Annotated in this window: 12 protein-coding genes; 7 read left to right on the top strand and 5 right to left on the bottom strand. The window is 70.4% G+C overall.

The annotated features are described in order from the left end of the window. The first annotated feature begins 107 nt into the window (after positions 1–107). The gene (locus WME90_RS23450) at positions 108–980 is read left to right on the top strand and encodes a 2-oxo acid dehydrogenase subunit E2 (RefSeq protein ID WP_437283405.1); all 873 of its coding nucleotides are present in this window, start codon (positions 108–110) and stop codon (positions 978–980) included. Positions 981–1,469: 489 nt separating this feature from the next. After that, positions 1,470–3,089, top strand: a complete 1,620-nt coding sequence (gene groL, locus WME90_RS23445; RefSeq protein ID WP_437283404.1) for a chaperonin GroEL — start codon at positions 1,470–1,472, stop codon at positions 3,087–3,089. A 17-nt stretch (positions 3,090–3,106) separates the two neighbouring features. On the opposite strand, the gene WME90_RS23440 is transcribed toward groL, so the two are convergent. The 3 genes from WME90_RS23440 to WME90_RS23430 form a co-directional block, all read right to left on the bottom strand. Further along, positions 3,107–4,354, bottom strand: a complete 1,248-nt coding sequence (locus WME90_RS23440; protein WP_437283403.1) for a cytochrome P450 — start codon at positions 4,352–4,354, stop codon at positions 3,107–3,109. 123 nt (positions 4,355–4,477) lie between these two features. Next, positions 4,478–5,491, bottom strand: a complete 1,014-nt coding sequence (locus WME90_RS23435; RefSeq protein WP_437283402.1) for a universal stress protein — start codon at positions 5,489–5,491, stop codon at positions 4,478–4,480. A gap of 174 nt (positions 5,492–5,665) precedes the next feature. Further along, positions 5,666–6,091 carry a CBS domain-containing protein gene (locus WME90_RS23430; RefSeq protein WP_437283401.1) on the bottom strand — a complete coding sequence of 142 codons (426 nt, stop codon included), beginning with the start codon at positions 6,089–6,091 and terminating at the stop codon, positions 5,666–5,668. Positions 6,092–6,208: 117 nt separating this feature from the next. Between WME90_RS23430 and WME90_RS23425 the strand changes: the two genes are divergently transcribed. Beyond that, positions 6,209–7,360, top strand: coding sequence for a CapA family protein (locus tag WME90_RS23425; protein WP_437283400.1), 1,152 nt, complete (start codon positions 6,209–6,211; stop codon positions 7,358–7,360). A gap of 33 nt (positions 7,361–7,393) precedes the next feature. On the opposite strand, the gene WME90_RS23420 is transcribed toward WME90_RS23425, so the two are convergent. Beyond that, the gene (locus WME90_RS23420; RefSeq protein ID WP_437283399.1) at positions 7,394–8,749 is read right to left on the bottom strand and encodes a phosphoribosyltransferase family protein; all 1,356 of its coding nucleotides are present in this window, start codon (positions 8,747–8,749) and stop codon (positions 7,394–7,396) included. Between the two features lie 61 nt (positions 8,750–8,810). Then, positions 8,811–9,320 (bottom strand): CBS domain-containing protein, encoded by a 510-nt coding sequence (locus WME90_RS23415; RefSeq protein ID WP_437283398.1) that lies wholly within the window; start codon positions 9,318–9,320, stop codon positions 8,811–8,813. Between the two features lie 198 nt (positions 9,321–9,518). Between WME90_RS23415 and WME90_RS23410 the strand changes: the two genes are divergently transcribed. The 4 genes from WME90_RS23410 (at position 9,519) to WME90_RS23395 (ending at position 15,620) form a co-directional block, all read left to right on the top strand. After that, positions 9,519–10,478 carry a ribose-phosphate diphosphokinase gene (locus tag WME90_RS23410; RefSeq protein ID WP_437283397.1) on the top strand — a complete coding sequence of 320 codons (960 nt, stop codon included), beginning with the start codon at positions 9,519–9,521 and terminating at the stop codon, positions 10,476–10,478. A 250-nt stretch (positions 10,479–10,728) separates the two neighbouring features. Then, positions 10,729–11,709, top strand: a complete 981-nt coding sequence (gene pdhA, locus WME90_RS23405) for a pyruvate dehydrogenase (acetyl-transferring) E1 component subunit alpha (protein ID WP_437283396.1) — start codon at positions 10,729–10,731, stop codon at positions 11,707–11,709. 46 nt (positions 11,710–11,755) lie between these two features. Further along, on the top strand, positions 11,756–14,323 hold the full coding sequence (gene mgtA / locus WME90_RS23400) for a magnesium-translocating P-type ATPase (RefSeq protein ID WP_437283395.1): 2,568 nt from the start codon (positions 11,756–11,758) through the stop codon (positions 14,321–14,323). Positions 14,324–15,089: 766 nt separating this feature from the next. Continuing rightward, positions 15,090–15,620, top strand: coding sequence for a hypothetical protein (locus WME90_RS23395; protein ID WP_437283394.1), 531 nt, complete (start codon positions 15,090–15,092; stop codon positions 15,618–15,620). Positions 15,621–15,644 lie beyond the last annotated feature (24 nt).

Genomic DNA, 15,644 nt, shown 5'->3' with positions numbered 1-15,644 from the left:
GCGCGGTGAGCCCCGCTGGATGCTGACTTCCGGGCGCTGTTGCTCCGCTCGCGAGAGGAGCCGGAGCGCGCTGCCCGCCTTGGCCCGAGCCGTGCAGCCCGCGGGCCATGGCCGGGTGGATCACGCCCAATCTCGATCTCGTGCCCAGACAGGAGATCTCCAGCTTCCGCAAGCTGGCCATCGGCACCTGGCGTACTGCGTACGATCCATCGGTGTACGGCACGCTCACCGTGCGCATGGATCGCGCGCTCGACTACATCAGGGCGTTCCGTCACAGCACCGGCCGCCGGCTCACGGTGACACACCTGATCGCGAAAGCCTGCGCCGAGGCGCTGCGCCGCTGCCCCGACGCCAACGCGATCCTGCGCTGGAACAAGATCTACCTCCGGCGCGGCGTCACCGTCTCGGTGCTGGTCGTGCAGGCCGCCGGCGGCGACGGCGCGGTGGATCTCACCGTGACGACGATCGAGCGGGCCCATGAGAAGAACCTTGTGCAGATCGTCGACGAGCTGGACCGGACGATCGAGCGCGCGCGCCAGCGGCGCGACAGGGCGGTGGAAGAGACGAAGCGCACGATCCGGCACATCCCGTTCCTCTTGATGAACGTCTTCCTGCGCCTGCTCTCGTTCGTGATGTACACGCTCAACCTGGACCTCTCGAAGCTGGGGCTGCCCCGTGACCCGTTCGGCGCGGTCACGGTGACCAACGTCGGCTCGCTGGGCCTGGAGACCGCCTACGTGCCGCTCGTGCCTTACACGCGCACGCCGATCCTCGTGGTCCCGGGCGTGGTGAGGGACGAGCCGGTGGTGGAAGACGGCAAGGTGGTGCCCGGCAAGGTGATGCGCGTGAGCGCCACGTTCGATCACCGCTTCATCGACGGCTTCCACGCGAGCGTGCTGGCGCGCACCGTGCGCGAGATGCTGGAGGACCCGTTCCGTTGCTTCGACCGGCTGGACACCGAGATTCCCGGATCTCGCTGACACACATCTCCTCTCGCAAGGCGGGCGCACATCACATCTCCTCGAGCTCCTTGCCCTTCGTCTCGGGGACGAGGCCACGACGGACACCAGCGCGGTCGGCCAGCCTGCCAGCGAGCACCGCGCGAGCAGCGCCGAGGACACGGACAGGCCCACCGTGACCGCGCGGACACCACCCAGCCCGGCGAGCCGGACGTCGGCGGCCGTCGCTTGGACGGCTCTTCAGGCGGCCTTCTTGGCCTCGTCCTTCTTCGCCTCGGCCGCCTCTCGGCCGGGTCGCGATGTCCGAGGATGAGCCCGCGCGCTCGTGGCGCGTCCGACCGGAATCACGGCTGCCGGCGCCGCGGGCCCAGGCGAGCCGTCGATCTCTCGGGCTCTCGGGAGACGACGATCGGTGCGCGCGACCCGGCACCCGACAAGGCAGGCCCTGAGGTTGCATCCTGGAGGGCGGCCACAGAAGGTCGGCCGCGCTCGTCCAGGAGGTCTTCCGCGATGCCCCACAAGCAACTCCTTTTCCACTCCGCTGCTCGCGAGAAGGTCCTTCGCGGCGCCACGGCGCTCGCCGACGCTGTCCGCGTGACGCTCGGCCCGAAGTCGAAGAGCGTGCTCATCGGGCGCGCGTGGGGGCGCCCCACCGTGTGCAACGACGGTGTCTCGATCGCCAAGGAGCTTAGCCTCAAGGACCCCGAAGAGGACGTCGGTGTGCAGATCATCCGCGAGGCGGCCGAGCGCACGGGCGACGCGGTCGGCGACGGCACGACGACGTCCACGCTGCTGGCTCACGCGATCTTCGCGGAAGGGCTCCGCAACATCGCGGCGGGCGCGAGCGCGATCGACCTCAAGCGCGGTATCGAGCGGGGGCTCCACGCGGCCGTCGAGGCGGTGCGGTCGCTCTCCCGCCCGGTGCAGAGCCGTGTGGAGAAGGTCCAGGTCGCCACGGTCGCGGCGCACAACGACGCAGCCATCGGCGAGCTCGTCGGCGACGCGGTGGAGAAGGTCGGTGGAGAGGGCGTCATCACCGTCGAGGAGGCGAAGGGGACCGAGACGGCGGTCGAGGTCGTGCAAGGCATGCAGCTCGACCGCGGGTATCTCTCACCCTACTTCGTGACCGACCCGGAGCGCATGGAGTGCGTGCTGGAGGAGCCGCTCATCCTGATCCACGAGAAGCGGATCGGCGTGATGAAAGACCTGCTCCCCCTGCTCGAGCAGGTCGCCAAAGCGGGGCAGAGCTTCCTGCTCATCGCGGAGGAGGTCGAGGGCGACGCGCTGGCCACGCTCGTCGTGAACAAGCTGCGCGGGACGCTCGCGTGCGTCGCGGTCAAGGCGCCCGGCTTCGGGGACCGGCGCAAGGCGGTGCTCGAGGACATCGCGATCCTGACCGGGGGAGAGGTGATCGCCGAAGAAGCCGGGGTGAAGCTGGAGCACGTGACGCGGGACCAGCTCGGGCGGGCAGCGCGGGTCGTCGTGAAGCAGGAGAGCACGACGATCATCGGCGGCGCCGGCGACCCGCTCGCCATCCACGCGAGGGCCGAGCTGCTCCGGCGGCAGAGGAGGGAGACGAAGAGCGACTACGATCGCGAGAAGCTGGAGGAGCGCCTGGCGAAGCTCGTCGGGGGCGTGGCGGTCGTCCGGGTCGGGGCGCCGTCCGAAACGGAGATGAAGTCCCGGAAAGAGGCTTTTGAGGACGCGATCAGCGCGACCAAGGCGGCGGTGGCCGAGGGCATCGTGCCCGGCGCGGGGCTGGCGCTGCTGCGCGCGAGCGTCGCGGTGGAGCACGAGGAGCAGCGCTGCGACGGCGACGAGCGCACCGGCGTGCGCATCCTGCGCCGCGCGCTCGAGGCCCCGACGCGGCAGATCGCGGAGAACTCCGGCGTCGACGCCGGCGTCGTGATCGAGCGAATGCGCGCTGGAAGCGGCAATCTCGGGTTCGACGCGGCGCGCGGCGCGTACGTCGATCTCGTCGAGTCGGGCATCATCGATCCGACCAAGGTGGTGCGCGTCGCGCTCGAGAACGCCGTGTCGGTGGCGAGCGTGCTGCTCTTGACGGAGGCGACGTTGACCGATGTACCGGAGCCGGCGAAGGAACGGGCGGCCGCGCCCCCGCTCGAATGAGCGGCGCGTCGGGGCCATCAGGCGATCTTGTCCATCTGAGCTCTCGAGAATACGACCGGCAATCTACGAAAACCGCGGAGCATGACGCTCTCGCATCTCCGCGCCGGCGGGCTCTGTTCGTCGAGCTTCAGGCCTGGCATGCGGCGAATCAGGCTGACGAGCCCTATCTCGAGCTCCCGGCGCGCCAAGCCGGCACCCAGACACCCGTGCGGGCCAGAACCGAACGCAACATGCTTGCCCGGCGCGCGCGTGATGTCGAAACGATCGGGCTCGTCGAAGATCTCTGGATCCCGGTTCGCCGATGCGATGCCGAGGAAGACCGTCTGGCATCGCTGGATGCGCTTGTCGCGGATCTTCAAATCCTCTGCCGCGACCCGGCAAACGAACGGCACCGATCCGTCGTAGCGCAGGCACTCCTCTACGGCGGACCTGATGAGCGCCGGGTCCTCACGCAGCTGATTCAACTGGTCTGGGTGCGCGAGGAGCGCATGGACCGCGTTGCTGAGCTGGTCGATGGTCGTGACGTGTCCGGCCGCAAGCACCAATATGCACTGAGCCGTGACCTCCTCCGCGGACAGCTTTCCTTCCTGCTGCCCGGCCACGAAGATGCTCACCAGGTCGTTGCTCGGGCGCATGCGCCGCTCGTCGATGAGGGTGAGAAAGTAACGCTCCAGATTGCATATCGCTTCGTTGGCTGATTTGGCGTCCTCCTCGACGTCCAGAACCGTGCCGCCGAAGAACCGCGCGGCGTCCTCAGACCACCTCTGGAACAACCCCCGATCTGCCTCGGGGATGCCGAACATGTGGGCGATCGCCGTGGCTGGCAATGGCTGAGCCAAGTCGCGCACGACATCCATGCGACCGAGCGGCTCTACCTTGTCGAGGAGCTCGTCGGTCACGCGCTGGAGGATCGGCCGGAACCCGTCGAGAACGCCCTGCGTGAACCCCTGGTTGCTTGCACGGCGCAGGCGGGCATGTTCCGGGCCCTCTTTTATCAGCATCATGCCTCCGAAGAGACGCACGAAATCGCGGGCGACCTCGCGCTTCTCCGGTGGTAGCTGCGCGTCGACGATCGCCTGCGGCGGCCTCTGGCGCAGGCGCGGGTCTCGGAATGCCGAGACAACATCGTCATAGCGCGTCAGCACCCAGCCCTGTAGCGATTCACACCAGCGGACCGGCTCATCGCGACGCCAGCGGTGGAAGTGGGCAGAGGGATCGAGCAAAAACTCCTGAATGGCCATGTCGTCTTGGGTGAGCGCTTGCATGATGGTCTGGGATGAACGCCTCGGAACGGGGATGTTGTGATGCGCTCGCTCCAGGAACGCTTCTCCTTTGCGCCGGAGCGCATCGACGACCTCGTCGAGGAGGATGAGGTCGTCAGCCGAGCTTCAGCGCACCTGATAGCGCCCCGTCTTCTCGACGGGCTCGATGCAACCTACGACGGCGCCGCGGCCGCCTTCGTAGGCTCGGTGGCCAAGCCTGTCGTCGGCGGGCGCCTCGGACGGGCGGGGCCACGCGTCCTCCTCGGCGAGGAGGGACACCAGCCGCTCGCGGATGCGCTGCAGACCTTCGACCGCCTCCTGCGCCGTGAGCTCGCGGAATACTCCGAACACGATGACGCTCTCCCAGTCAGCGAGGCTCTGGATATGGTCGACCTGGAAGCAGACCTCCGGGTTTTCGCGCATCATCCGGACCTTGGTGCCTTCCGCCGAGCGCAGGTAAAGGAGGCCTTTCTCGTAGGCGTAGCTCATCGGCACGACGTACGTTCGTCCCTGCGCGTGGCAGCCCAGCCGGCCGAAGGCGCTGCGCTCGAGGAGCGCCTCGATCCGCTCCGCGCCGAGGGCGCCGGCCGCGGGAGCCTCCGGAGGCCCCCCTGCTGCAGGCACACCGAACATCCGGAGATGGGTGCGGCAAGCAACGCAGAACTGGTGCTCCGAGCGCGCGCCGCAGCGCAGGCAGTGAAACCGCCCAGCGTGCGGCGGCGGACCCATGATCACTCCGGTCCCGCGGGGTTCCTTCTCCGGGGGCACGATCAGCACGGGGCGGCTGGAGGTCCGCGTGACGCGCTCGGCGACGCTGCCCAGCAGCACGGCCGTGGTGCCGGTGTGCCCGTGGCGGCCCATCACGATCAGCTGGGCGTCGTCTTCCTCCGCACACCTGACGATCTCCTCCGCGGCAGACCCCACCCGGACGAGCGGAACGATGCGAACCCCGCTGCCGAGCTCCGCCGTGAAACGGCGCAGCGCGTCTGCCGCGCTCGGCTGCGCTTGCGCGGACGCTGCGACGTGGAGGATCCGGAGCTCGGCGCCCCAGGAGCGCGCCTGTTCCAGGGCGACGCTCACGGCCGCGGCCGAGAGCTCCGAGAGATCCGTGGTGGCCAGGATCCGCTGTACAGGCTGCATGCTTCCTCCGCTGGTCCATGGCCCATCGCCGTGGGACCGGCGCTTTGCGTGTCGTATCCACCCATCGCAGCAATCGCCGTGCCCCGTCTCACCCCACCCGCACCTCCTGCGCTCGCGGCGTCCGCGGCGCAGCGGGCGGCTTCAGCGTGTCCTGCGCGCAAAGGAGACGACGGGTCACTCCTCCTCGAGGAGCCCGCGAAAGACGTCCACATAGCTGACGATGCCGACCAGCGCACCTTCTCCGTCGACGACCGCGACCGCGCCGATCTTGTTGTCGAGCATGAGCTCCATGAGCTCGGTCACGTCCGCGTCCGGACTGGCGCTCACGACATTGCTGCTCATGATCGTGGACACGGGCGCGCGGGCCTTCCGCAGCGCTCTGTCGACCACCGCGGCGTCCTCCGAGTAGGGCAGCTGGAGCGCGCGCAGGTCGCGATCGCTGAGCATCCCGACCAGCTCACCCTGCTCGTCGACGACCGGCACGTGGCGGAAGTCCATCGTCTGGAGCACGTCCACCGCCTCGCCGATGGGATCGTGGACCCGCACGGTCCGGGGGTTCTCGGTCATGAGCTCGGCGGCGCGGATCCTGGGCAACGGCATCTCGCTCCGCGCTTGGTGCATCTCGCGGACCAGTCGATCCTTCGATGAGCCGCACCGCCCGCATGAGCCACCTGGTCTCTCCCTTGCAGCTCGCATAGCTCGATGGAGCGACGACCCATGATGCAAGGCGCGGCGAGGGACCGGCCCCAGGGCACGTCGACTGCACGTGCTCTCACCCTCTCTCTCTGCGGTGACGTGATGACCGGCCGGGGGATCGATCAGATTTTGCCGTGCCCCAGCGCTCCGGTGCTGTACGAGCTGGCCGTGGAGGACGCGGGGGGTTACGTCGAGCTCGCCGAGCGCGCGAGCGGCCCCATTCCCCGGCTTGTCGATCTCTCGTACGTCTGGGGGGCCGCGCTCGAAGCGTGGCGCCGGCGGGCGCCCGCCGTCCGGCTGGTCAACCTCGAGACGGCGATCACGACCAGCGATGAGCCGTGTCTCAAGGGGATCAACTACCGGATGCACCCAGGGAACGTCTCGTGCCTCACTGCGGCGCAGATCGACTGCTGCGCGCTGGCCAACAACCACGTCCTCGACTGGGGAGTTGCCGGGCTGATCGACACGATCGCCGCGCTCCGGTCGGCGAACGTGACGACGGCCGGCGCGGGCCGCGACCTCGATGAGGCGGCGGCGCCGGCGCTCATCGAGGTCGAGGGCGAGGGGAGGGTCCTCGTCTTCTCGCTCGGCTCGGAGACCAGCGGCATCCCGCGGCGCTGGGGCGCGTCGGCGGACCGCCCGGGCGTCCACCTGGTCGATGAGTCGTCTCCCGCGGAGGTCCGTCGCGTGGTGGACGTGGTGCGGGCGGCCAAGCGGGAGGGCGACATCGCCGTGGCCTCGATCCACTGGGGCCCCAACTGGAGTTACGAGGTCCCGGAGGAGCAGGTCGCGCTCGCCCACGCCCTCGTCGACGTCGCCGGCGTCGACGTGGTTCACGGGCACTCCTCGCATCATCCCAAGGCGATCGAGGTCCACGCGGGGCGGCTGATCCTCTACGGCTGTGGCGACTTCGTGAACGACTATGAGGGCATCAGCGGACACGAGGCCTATCGAGGCGATCTGGCCATGATGTACTTTGCCACGCTGCGCGCGGGGACCGGCGAGCTCGTCGGTCTGGAGCTGGTACCGCTGCGGATGAGCAAATTTCGCCTCCACCGCGCCGCGAAAGAGGACGCGCTCTGGCTGAGGGGCGTGCTGAGCCGAGAGGGCGCGCGGTTCGGGACGAGCGTCGAGCGCGGGGAGGATGGCAGCCTGCTGCTGCGCTGGAGCTGATTCCGCGAGCACCGCGCCGCTGCTCTCCCGCAGTTACGCGGTCGCCTCGAGCGCCCGGGGCGCCAGGTAGCGAACGAACCACGCGCTGGCCGCGCGCGCGACCTCTTCCAGCGTCCCTGGCTCCTCGAACAGGTGCGTCGCTCCCTCCACGATCGCGAGCTGTCGCGGTCCGCGCAGGAGCTCGAGCGCCTCACGGTTCAGCGCGAGCACCTCGGCGTCCGCGCTCCCGACGATGAGCAGCGTGGGCGCGCGGACCTGCTCGAGGTACGCGCCGGCGAGATCGGGGCGCCCGCCCCGCGACACCACGGCGTCCGCGAGATCCGGACGCCTCGCCGCGGCGATCAGCGCGGCGGCGGCGCCGGTGCTCGCGCCGAAATAGCCGATCCGGAGCGCGCTCGTCTCCGGTTGCTCGCGCGTGGCCAGGGCCGCGCCCAGGACCCGCCCCGCGAGGAGCTCGACGTCGAACCGGAGGTGGCCAGTCCTCTCGTCCACCGCCTCTTCCTCGCCGGTGAGGAGGTCGAAGAGCAGCGTGGCCAGCCCGGCGCTCTGGAGCACCTCGGCGACGAACCGGTTGCGCGGGCTATGCCGGCTGCTGCCGCTCCCGTGAGCGAACAGGACGAGGCCTGTCGCCCCGGCGGGGATCGTCAGGCTGCCCTGAAGGCGCGCGCCGTCATCGAGCGCGAGCTCGATGGGGAGCTCTTCTGCCGACTCCGGCGGGCCCACCGGCCCCTGCTCGCGCTCCGCGCCTGCGCCGCCGCCGCGCGCCCGCTCGAGCAGCTCCACGACATCGTCGTCCGTGGTCTGGCGGAAGTCCTGGTAATAGGCGCCTATCGCGAACAGGTGCGGATCCGCGTCGAGGCAGACCACCTCGTCGACCTCGGGGCGCAGGGATTCGAGCGTCGTCGCCGACGCGACCGGGACCGCGAGGACGAGGCGCCTCGGCCCGCGCCGACGGACGGCCCGGAGCGCGGCGCGCACGGTCCCGCCGGTCGCGATGCCGTCGTCGACGACGATGACGGTGCGGCCCTCGACGTCGACCGGAGGCCGGCCGCGCCGAAAGCGCTGCACGCGCGCCTCGACCTCGGCGGCCTTGCGGTCCACGATCTCCGCGACCTCCTCCTGGGGGACGCCGATCTCCGCGAGCACCTCCTCATTGAGGTACACCTCTCCCCCCTCCGAGATTGCCCCCAGGCCCAGCTCTTCGTACCCAGGGGCGCCGAGCTTGCGCACCACCCAGACGTCGAGCGGTGCCTTGAGCGCCCGAGCGACCTCGTAGGCGACCGGGACGCCGCCGCGCGGGAGCCCGAGCACGACGGGCGCGTCGTCGCGGTAGCGACCCAGCGCGAAGGCCAGGCGGCGTCCTGCATCAACGCGATCTCGAAACAGCATGAAGCTCCTCCTCCGGTCGCGTGCTGACCGTGAGCTCTCGCCCCTGTGACACACCCGGCACTCAGATCCTCCTCTGCGCTTCCCGCCGCTGCTGCCTCGTCACCAGCGCGCTCAGCTCGGAGAGCTCGTCCGACAGGAACTCGAGGAGATCGTCGAAGGCGATGATTCCCTGGAGCACCCCCTCGTCGTTCACTACTGGCACGCGGCGGATGCCCGCGGCGCGCATCCTGCCGAGGAGGTCCAGCAGGTCCTCCTGCTCTCGCGCTGTGACCAGCGGCTCGGTCGCGACATCCGCCACCTGGAGAGACTCCAGGTAGGGACTCGCGGTTGCCACCACGCCGATCACGATGTCGCGATCGGTGATGATGCCGGCAGGCACGGTCCTGCCGGCGGGCTCGTCGACGATGACCAGGCTGCCGACGTGATGCGCCCGCATGCGGCGGGCGGCCTCAATCACGGTCTCGGTCTTGCCGATGGTGACGACGCCCCGATTGCAAAGCTCCCCCGCAGTGGTCACGGCTTCCTCCCAGCGAACGCTCCATGGAGCCGGGGTCGGCTCCGGGAAGCCCATGTCCGAAGGGTCATGGGGGCCGGTGCGCCCCTATGGCATGTGGCGAGCAAACAGATCAGGCGGAGAGGCGTGATGACGCGGAGGCGGGCGGACGTCACTGGACGGATCAGGCCCTAGGGTTGCATCTGGAGAGCGGTCGCAGCTCGAATGAACGGCGCCGTGAGCCCACGGCACGGAAGACGGTGTAGCGGAGCAGCCATGGAGATCTGCCTCTTCGCGGGCAACGCGAACCTCCCTCTCGCACGGGCCGTGGCGGAGCGCCTCGGCGTCAGCCTGGGCGACGCCCTGGTGCGCCGCTTCGCGGACGGCGAGCTTCACGTGCAGATACAGGAGAGCGTGCGAGGGCGGGACGTGTATCTCCTCCAGCCGACAAGCCCGCCGGTCGACGAGCACATCGCCGAGCTCCTGTTCCTCGCGGATGCATGTCGCCGCGCAGGGGCTCCGCGCGTGACAGCCGTCGTGCCGTATTTCGGCTATGCCCGCCACGACCGCCGCGCTTCGGGGAGGGAGCCGGTAGGGGCCCGGCTCGTCGCCGAGCTCTTCAGGACGGCGGGCCTCTCGCGCGTGGTGGCCGTCGACCTCCACAATGCCGCGCTCGAGGGGTTCTTCTCCATCCCGCTTGAGCACCTGAGCGCCGCGCCGCTGCTCTCGGCGGCAGCGAGACCCTTTATCTCCGAGCGCAGCGTCATCGTGGCGCCGGACCTGGGCGCCGCGAAGCTCGCGGATCACCACGCCCGGCTCCTCCGCTTGCCGGTCGCCATCGTGCACAAGACGCGCCTGAGCGGCGAGGACGTCAGCGTCCACGCCATCACCGGCGAGGTCCGGGGACGGTCGCCCCTCCTCGTCGACGACATGATCAGCACCGGCGGGACGATCGAGGCCGCCGTGAACGCCTTGCTCGCGGCGGGCTGCGCGCCGGACATCGCCGTTCTCGCGACGCACGGCCTCTTCGTCGGCCCGGCGATGGCCCGGCTCTCCGCGCTCCCGGTGCGCCCTTTTCTCGTGACCGACAGCGTCGCTGCCGCCACGGGCGAGGAGATCCCCGTCGAGCTCGTCCGTCTGGACGGGCTCCTGGCTGAGGCGATCCGGCTCCTCCATGACGGCGGGTCGCTGGAGGCGCTGCTCGCGCGCCGCGAGGCCGCGGGCCCTCCGCGCTGAGCCGGCACCCGAGCAGGAGGGCCCATGAGCGGCGTCGACGACGGGAGCGCGCGGACGGGCAGCGGCGAGGGCGCGGAGCTCACGCTCTGCATGGGACGCGCGAGATCCCCGGGCAGCCGGCTGCGTCGTCTTCACGGGCCACGGCTCCCGCGCCGGTACGATCGTTGCCCGAGCCCAGCTCTGTAGCGGAGGTGTGCTGGATGGAGGCGCCTGCGCCGAACAGGAGGCTGCGTCGTCCGAAGGAGCCCTCATGAGCCCGCTCGAGATCCCTCCTGCCGACGCGCTCGCCGTCCTCCGGGCGATGCTGCTCATCCGCCGCTTCGAGGAGCGGTGCGCCGAGCTGTACACGCTCCAGAAGATCCGCGGCTTCCTCCACCTGTACATCGGCGAAGAGGCGGTCGTGGTCGGGGCGATGCGGGCGCTCGAGGACGACGACGCCGTGGTCGCCGCCTACCGCGAGCACGGCCATGCGCTGCAGCGTGGGGTCTCGCCCGCCGCGGCGATGGCCGAGATGTACGGGAAGGCGACGGGCTGCGCCCGCGGGCGCGGCGGGTCGATGCACCTGTTCTGCGCGGAGCGGCGCTTCTACGGCGGCTACGCCATCGTGGCCGGCGGCCTGCCCATCGCGGTGGGGCTCGCGCTCGCCGACAAGCTCGCCGGCCGGCGGCGGGTCACGGCGGTGTTCTTCGGCGACGGCGCGACCGACGAGGGGGAGTTCCACGAGTCGCTGAACCTCGCCGCGCTCTGGAGCCTGCCGGTGCTCTTCCTCTGCGAGAACAACCAGTACGCCATGGGGACGGCGCTCGCGCGCCACGCCGCGAACCCGCGGCTCATCGACGTCCCCGCGGCCCACCACGTGCCGGCCGAGCAGGTCGACGGCATGGATGTGCTCGCGGTGGAGCAGGCCACGCGGCGAGCGGCCGCGGCCGTCAGGGAGGCGGCCGGCCCCCGCTTCCTCGAGCTCCTGACGTACCGGTTCCGCGCGCACTCGATGTACGACGCCGAGAGATACCGGGACAAAAGCGAGGTGGCCACCTGGCGGGAGCGCGACCCGATCGACCTGTTCGTCGCCCGGCTGCGCGCCGAGGGGCTGCTCGACGACGGTGTGTTCGCCCGGATCCTGGGCGAGGTCGCGGCCGAGGTCGAGGCGGCCGTGAAGGCGGCGGAGGAGGCGCCGCTCGAGCCGGTGGAGGACCTGACCCGCTTCGTCTACGCCCGGGAGGCGCCGTGACCGCGCCCGGGAAGTGCGGCGAGGAGAAGGCGGAGTTCGTGGGCGCATGGACGCGAACGCGCAGCGGCTCTCGGGCCTGCCCGTCGCGGAGCTGCTCGAGCGGCTCGGGACCTCACAGCGCGGGCTGACGAGCGAGGAGGCGCGGCAGCGGCTCGGGCGGTTCGGCCCCAATGAGCCCGCGGCGACCACGAGGCGGGAGGCGGCCGTCGTCCAGGTGTTGCGCCGCTTCGCGAACCCGCTCGTGAGCATCCTCCTGCTCGCCAGCGTGGTGTCGGCGGTCCTCGGCGACCTGACGAACGCGGCGGTCGTCGTGGTCATCGTGGCGCTGAGCGTCGCGGTCGAGTCGGTGCAGACGCGGCGATCCCACCGCGCGGCCGAGCGGCTCCGCGCCCAGGTCGCGCCCACCGCGACGACGCTGCGAGACGGGGTGTTCCGCGAGCTCCCGCGGCGCGAGCTCGTGCCGGGCGACGTCCTGCGGCTCGCCGCGGGCGATCTGGTCCCCGCCGATGCGCGCCTGCTCACGGCCAAGGATCTGCACGTGCACCAGGCCGCGCTCACCGGCGAGCCGCTGCCCGCCGAGAAGAGCCCCGACCCTGGGCCCTCGACCTCGAAGAGCCCGGGCGAGATGACCCAGGCGGTGTTCCTCGGGTCGTCGGTGGTGAGCGGCACCGCGACCGCGGTCGTGTTCGCGACCGGCGCCGACACCGCGTTCGGCGGCATCGCCCGCGCCCTCGCGACCCGCCCTCCGCAGACCGAGTTCGAGCGGGGGATGGCGCATTTCGGGGCGTTCATCCTCAGGCTCGTGCTCTTCCTCGTGCTCCTCGTCATCGCGTTCACCGCCGCGCTCGGGCGCGATCCGCTCGAGTCGCTCCTCTTCGCGGTGGCCCTGGCCGTGGGGCTCACCCCCGAGTTCCTGCCGATGATCACCACCGTCACGCTCGCGCAGGGCGCGGTGCGGCTCGCTCGCGAGCGGGTGATCGTCACCAACCTCTCGGCGATCCAGAACTTCGGCAGCATCGACGTGCTCTGCAGCGACAAGACGGGGACGCTCACCACGGGCGAGATGGAGCTCGAGGCCCACGTGGACCCGCTCGGCGAGCCGTCGGAGAGGCCCTTCCTCCTCGCCTACCTGAACAGCTACTTCGAGAGCGGCGTGGACAACCCCGTCGACGCGGCCGTGCTCCGCAGATCCGCGGTGAACCCGCTCGACGCGGCGGTGCTGCGCCACGAGCACCCGGACATCGACGGCTTCCACAAGCTCGACGAGCTGCCGTTCGACTTCGAGCGGCGCCGCGTGAGCGTGGTCGCCGAGCGCCAGGGCGAGCGGCTGCTCGTGACCAAGGGCGCGCCCGAGAGCGTGCTCGCGATCGCGACCTCGTACGAGACCGGCGGCGAGGTGCGGCCGCTCGACGACGGCGCCCGCGCGCGGTGCGAGGCGGTGTTCCATGCGCTCGGCCAGCAGGGCTACCGGGTGCTCGCGGTCGCCTACCGCGGCGTGCCGGCCAAGCCGGCGTACCGGCGCGACGACGAGGTCGATCTCACGCTCGCGGGGCTGCTCGCGTTCGTCGATCCGCCGCTCCCCGATGCCGCCGGGATCGTGGGCGCGCTCCGTGAGGAAGGGGTCGACGTGAAGATCCTGACGGGCGACAGCGAGCTCGTCGCCGGGCACGTCTGCCGGCAGGTCGGCCTCGATCCCGGCGAGATCGTCCTCGGCGGCGCGATCGATCGCCTCGACGATCCGGCGCTCTCCCACCTCGCCGAGCGCACCCGCGTGTTCGCGCGCGTCTCGCCGGCGCAGAAGAACCGCGTCCTCCGCGCGCTCAAGGCCCGCGGCCACGTGGTCGGCTACGTCGGCGACGGCATCAACGACGCGCCGTCGCTGCACACCGCCGACGTCGGGATCTCCGTCGCCGGCGCCGTCGACGTGGCCAGGGACGCCGCGGAGATCGTGCTGCTCGACCGCAGGCTCGACGTGCTGCGCTCGGGCATCCTCGAGGGGCGGAAGGCCTTCGGCAACGTGATGAAGTACCTGCTCATGGGGACGAGCTCGAACTTCGGCAACATGTTCAGCATGGCCGGGGCCTCGTTGCTCCTCCCCTTCTTGCCGATGCTGCCCGCGCAGATCCTCCTGAACAACTTCCTCTACGATTTCGCGCAGATCACGATCCCGACGGACAACGTCGACGCGAGCTTCGTCCGGAAGCCGCGGCGGTGGGACATCGCCTTGATCCGCCGCTTCATGATGGTGATCGGGCCGATCAGCTCCATGTACGACTTCCTCACCTTCTACGTGTTGCTCCGCGTGTTCCGCGCGCCGGCCTCGCTCTTCCACACCGGCTGGTTCGTCGAGTCGCTGGCCACGCAGACGCTTGTGATCTTCGTGATCCGCACGATGGGCAGCTCCTTCAAGAGCTCTCCGAGCCGCGCGCTCGCGGCGACCACGCTCGGCGTCGTGGCGATGGCCCTCGTGCTGCCGTACAGCCCCTTCGCCGGGCTGCTCGGCTTCGTGCCGCTGCCGCCCGGCTTCTTCCTGTTCCTCGCGGGCGCGACGCTGACCTACCTCGCCATCGTCGAGGCGATCAAACGCGCGCTGATGCGGCGCATCTTCGCGTGACACGGGGCCGCCCTTCGGCCGCCGGTGCCCGGCGCGAGACCGACCCGGCCGGTCAAAAAGATGCTGTCCCGGAGGTCACGACCAGCGCCGGCGCTCGTCGCGAGGCCACGGACAGGTCGCGATCGACCGCGGGGGATCTTTTCGGCCCGGGAACAGGTCCAGATCAAAAGAGATGGATCTTTTCATACAAGCCGTGTGGTCCCGACCAGGCCGTCGGCTCGAGAGGAGCCTCGCGATGGGTCGAGACCATGCGGGGGCAGCCGAACGAGGGACCGGAGAGGTCGAGATCCCTCGGCAGCGCGGCCCCGCGGAAACGCGGCAGTACGCGCTCCTGCAACCCGACCGACGGCTGAGCCGAACGCCCAGCCTTCCATGCGCTAATCGCCTTGTTCTGAAGCCTTTGCAGAGCGCCGCCCCCCTCGCGCGCGGTCACGACCGAGACGGGAGGCATTCCCCGTTGCGGTGCTTTTTGCGGCCCGCAGAGAGAATTTTCGTCGCTCGCGCGCAATGCTTCGCGTCAACATCGCGCGGGACGCGCGGCGCTTCTGCACAGCCGGCTGCACCGACACGGTGGTATCAAAAGCAACGCCCCACTGGATTGGGCCAGCGCGGCGTTGTGGTCCCCTCGAGTGCGCCGAGATGAACCGTGCGTGCTTCTAGTAGTTTGGCAGGCCATCCACGGCGAGCGGCCGCCCTGGTAGCCGTCCTTGCCTCCACGTTCCCCCTGCAGGCCGCGGCCGCGGATCCTCCTCCGCGGTCCCGCGAGGTGCAGGAGCTCATCGATGAGGCTGAGCAGGCCGCCAAGCGCCTCGATCTCGCCCGCGCCCGCGAGTACTGGGCGCGGGTCAACGTCCTCGAGCCCTCGACGATGGCGGTATGTCAGCTCGGCGTGTTCGACTTGCGGCTCGACCGCATCGAGAAGGCCGCGGAGGAGCTCACCGCGTGCGTCGAGCGGATGCCCGAGCCGACGAATGACGTCGAGCGCCGCCGCTACGAGGTGAGACGCGCCGACCTCGCGGCGGTGCGGCAACGCGTGGCCGAGCTCCACGTGAGCGCCCCGCCGGGCACCGCGCGGATCCTCGTGGACGGTCGCGAGGTGAGCGCGGGCGGCCGCGTCTTCCTCGCGCCCGGACAGCACGAGGTCACGGCGACGGGCAAGCAGGGGGAGGTAGCCCGTGAGCTCGTGAAGGTAGCGGCGGGCGACGGACGACAACGCTGTATGGCTCTGGACTGGCGAGAAGCCCAATGCGCCGGCATGTCCGGGTCACCGGCTGGACTTCTGGGAGGGTTGGGCTGACGTGGGTGCCGTCGAGGAGTGCGG

Source organism: Sorangium sp. So ce375, assembly GCF_051473855.1.
Classification (GTDB): domain Bacteria; phylum Myxococcota_A; class Polyangia; order Polyangiales; family Polyangiaceae; genus Sorangium.
Note: the sequence above shows the minus strand (reverse complement) of the source record. Positions and strands in the feature narration are given on the sequence as shown.

What these genes read in the sequence shown, in the direction of transcription:
- groL (WP_437283404.1), top strand. Translation starts at nt 1,470, where the DNA reads ATGCCCCACAAGCAACTCCTTTTCCACTCCGCTGCTCGCGAGAAGGTC.
- WME90_RS23450 (WP_437283405.1), top strand. Translation starts at nt 108, where the DNA reads ATGGCCGGGTGGATCACGCCCAATCTCGATCTCGTGCCCAGACAGGAG.
- mgtA (WP_437283395.1), top strand. Translation starts at nt 11,756, where the DNA reads ATGGACGCGAACGCGCAGCGGCTCTCGGGCCTGCCCGTCGCGGAGCTG.
- WME90_RS23430 (WP_437283401.1), bottom strand. Translation starts at nt 6,091, where the DNA reads ATGCCGTTGCCCAGGATCCGCGCCGCCGAGCTCATGACCGAGAACCCC.
- WME90_RS23440 (WP_437283403.1), bottom strand. Translation starts at nt 4,354, where the DNA reads ATGCAAGCGCTCACCCAAGACGACATGGCCATTCAGGAGTTTTTGCTC.
- pdhA (WP_437283396.1), top strand. Translation starts at nt 10,729, where the DNA reads ATGAGCCCGCTCGAGATCCCTCCTGCCGACGCGCTCGCCGTCCTCCGG.
- WME90_RS23420 (WP_437283399.1), bottom strand. Translation starts at nt 8,749, where the DNA reads ATGCTGTTTCGAGATCGCGTTGATGCAGGACGCCGCCTGGCCTTCGCG.
- WME90_RS23410 (WP_437283397.1), top strand. Translation starts at nt 9,519, where the DNA reads ATGGAGATCTGCCTCTTCGCGGGCAACGCGAACCTCCCTCTCGCACGG.
- WME90_RS23435 (WP_437283402.1), bottom strand. Translation starts at nt 5,491, where the DNA reads ATGCAGCCTGTACAGCGGATCCTGGCCACCACGGATCTCTCGGAGCTC.
- WME90_RS23415 (WP_437283398.1), bottom strand. Translation starts at nt 9,320, where the DNA reads ATGGGCTTCCCGGAGCCGACCCCGGCTCCATGGAGCGTTCGCTGGGAG.
- WME90_RS23425 (WP_437283400.1), top strand. Translation starts at nt 6,209, where the DNA reads ATGATGCAAGGCGCGGCGAGGGACCGGCCCCAGGGCACGTCGACTGCA.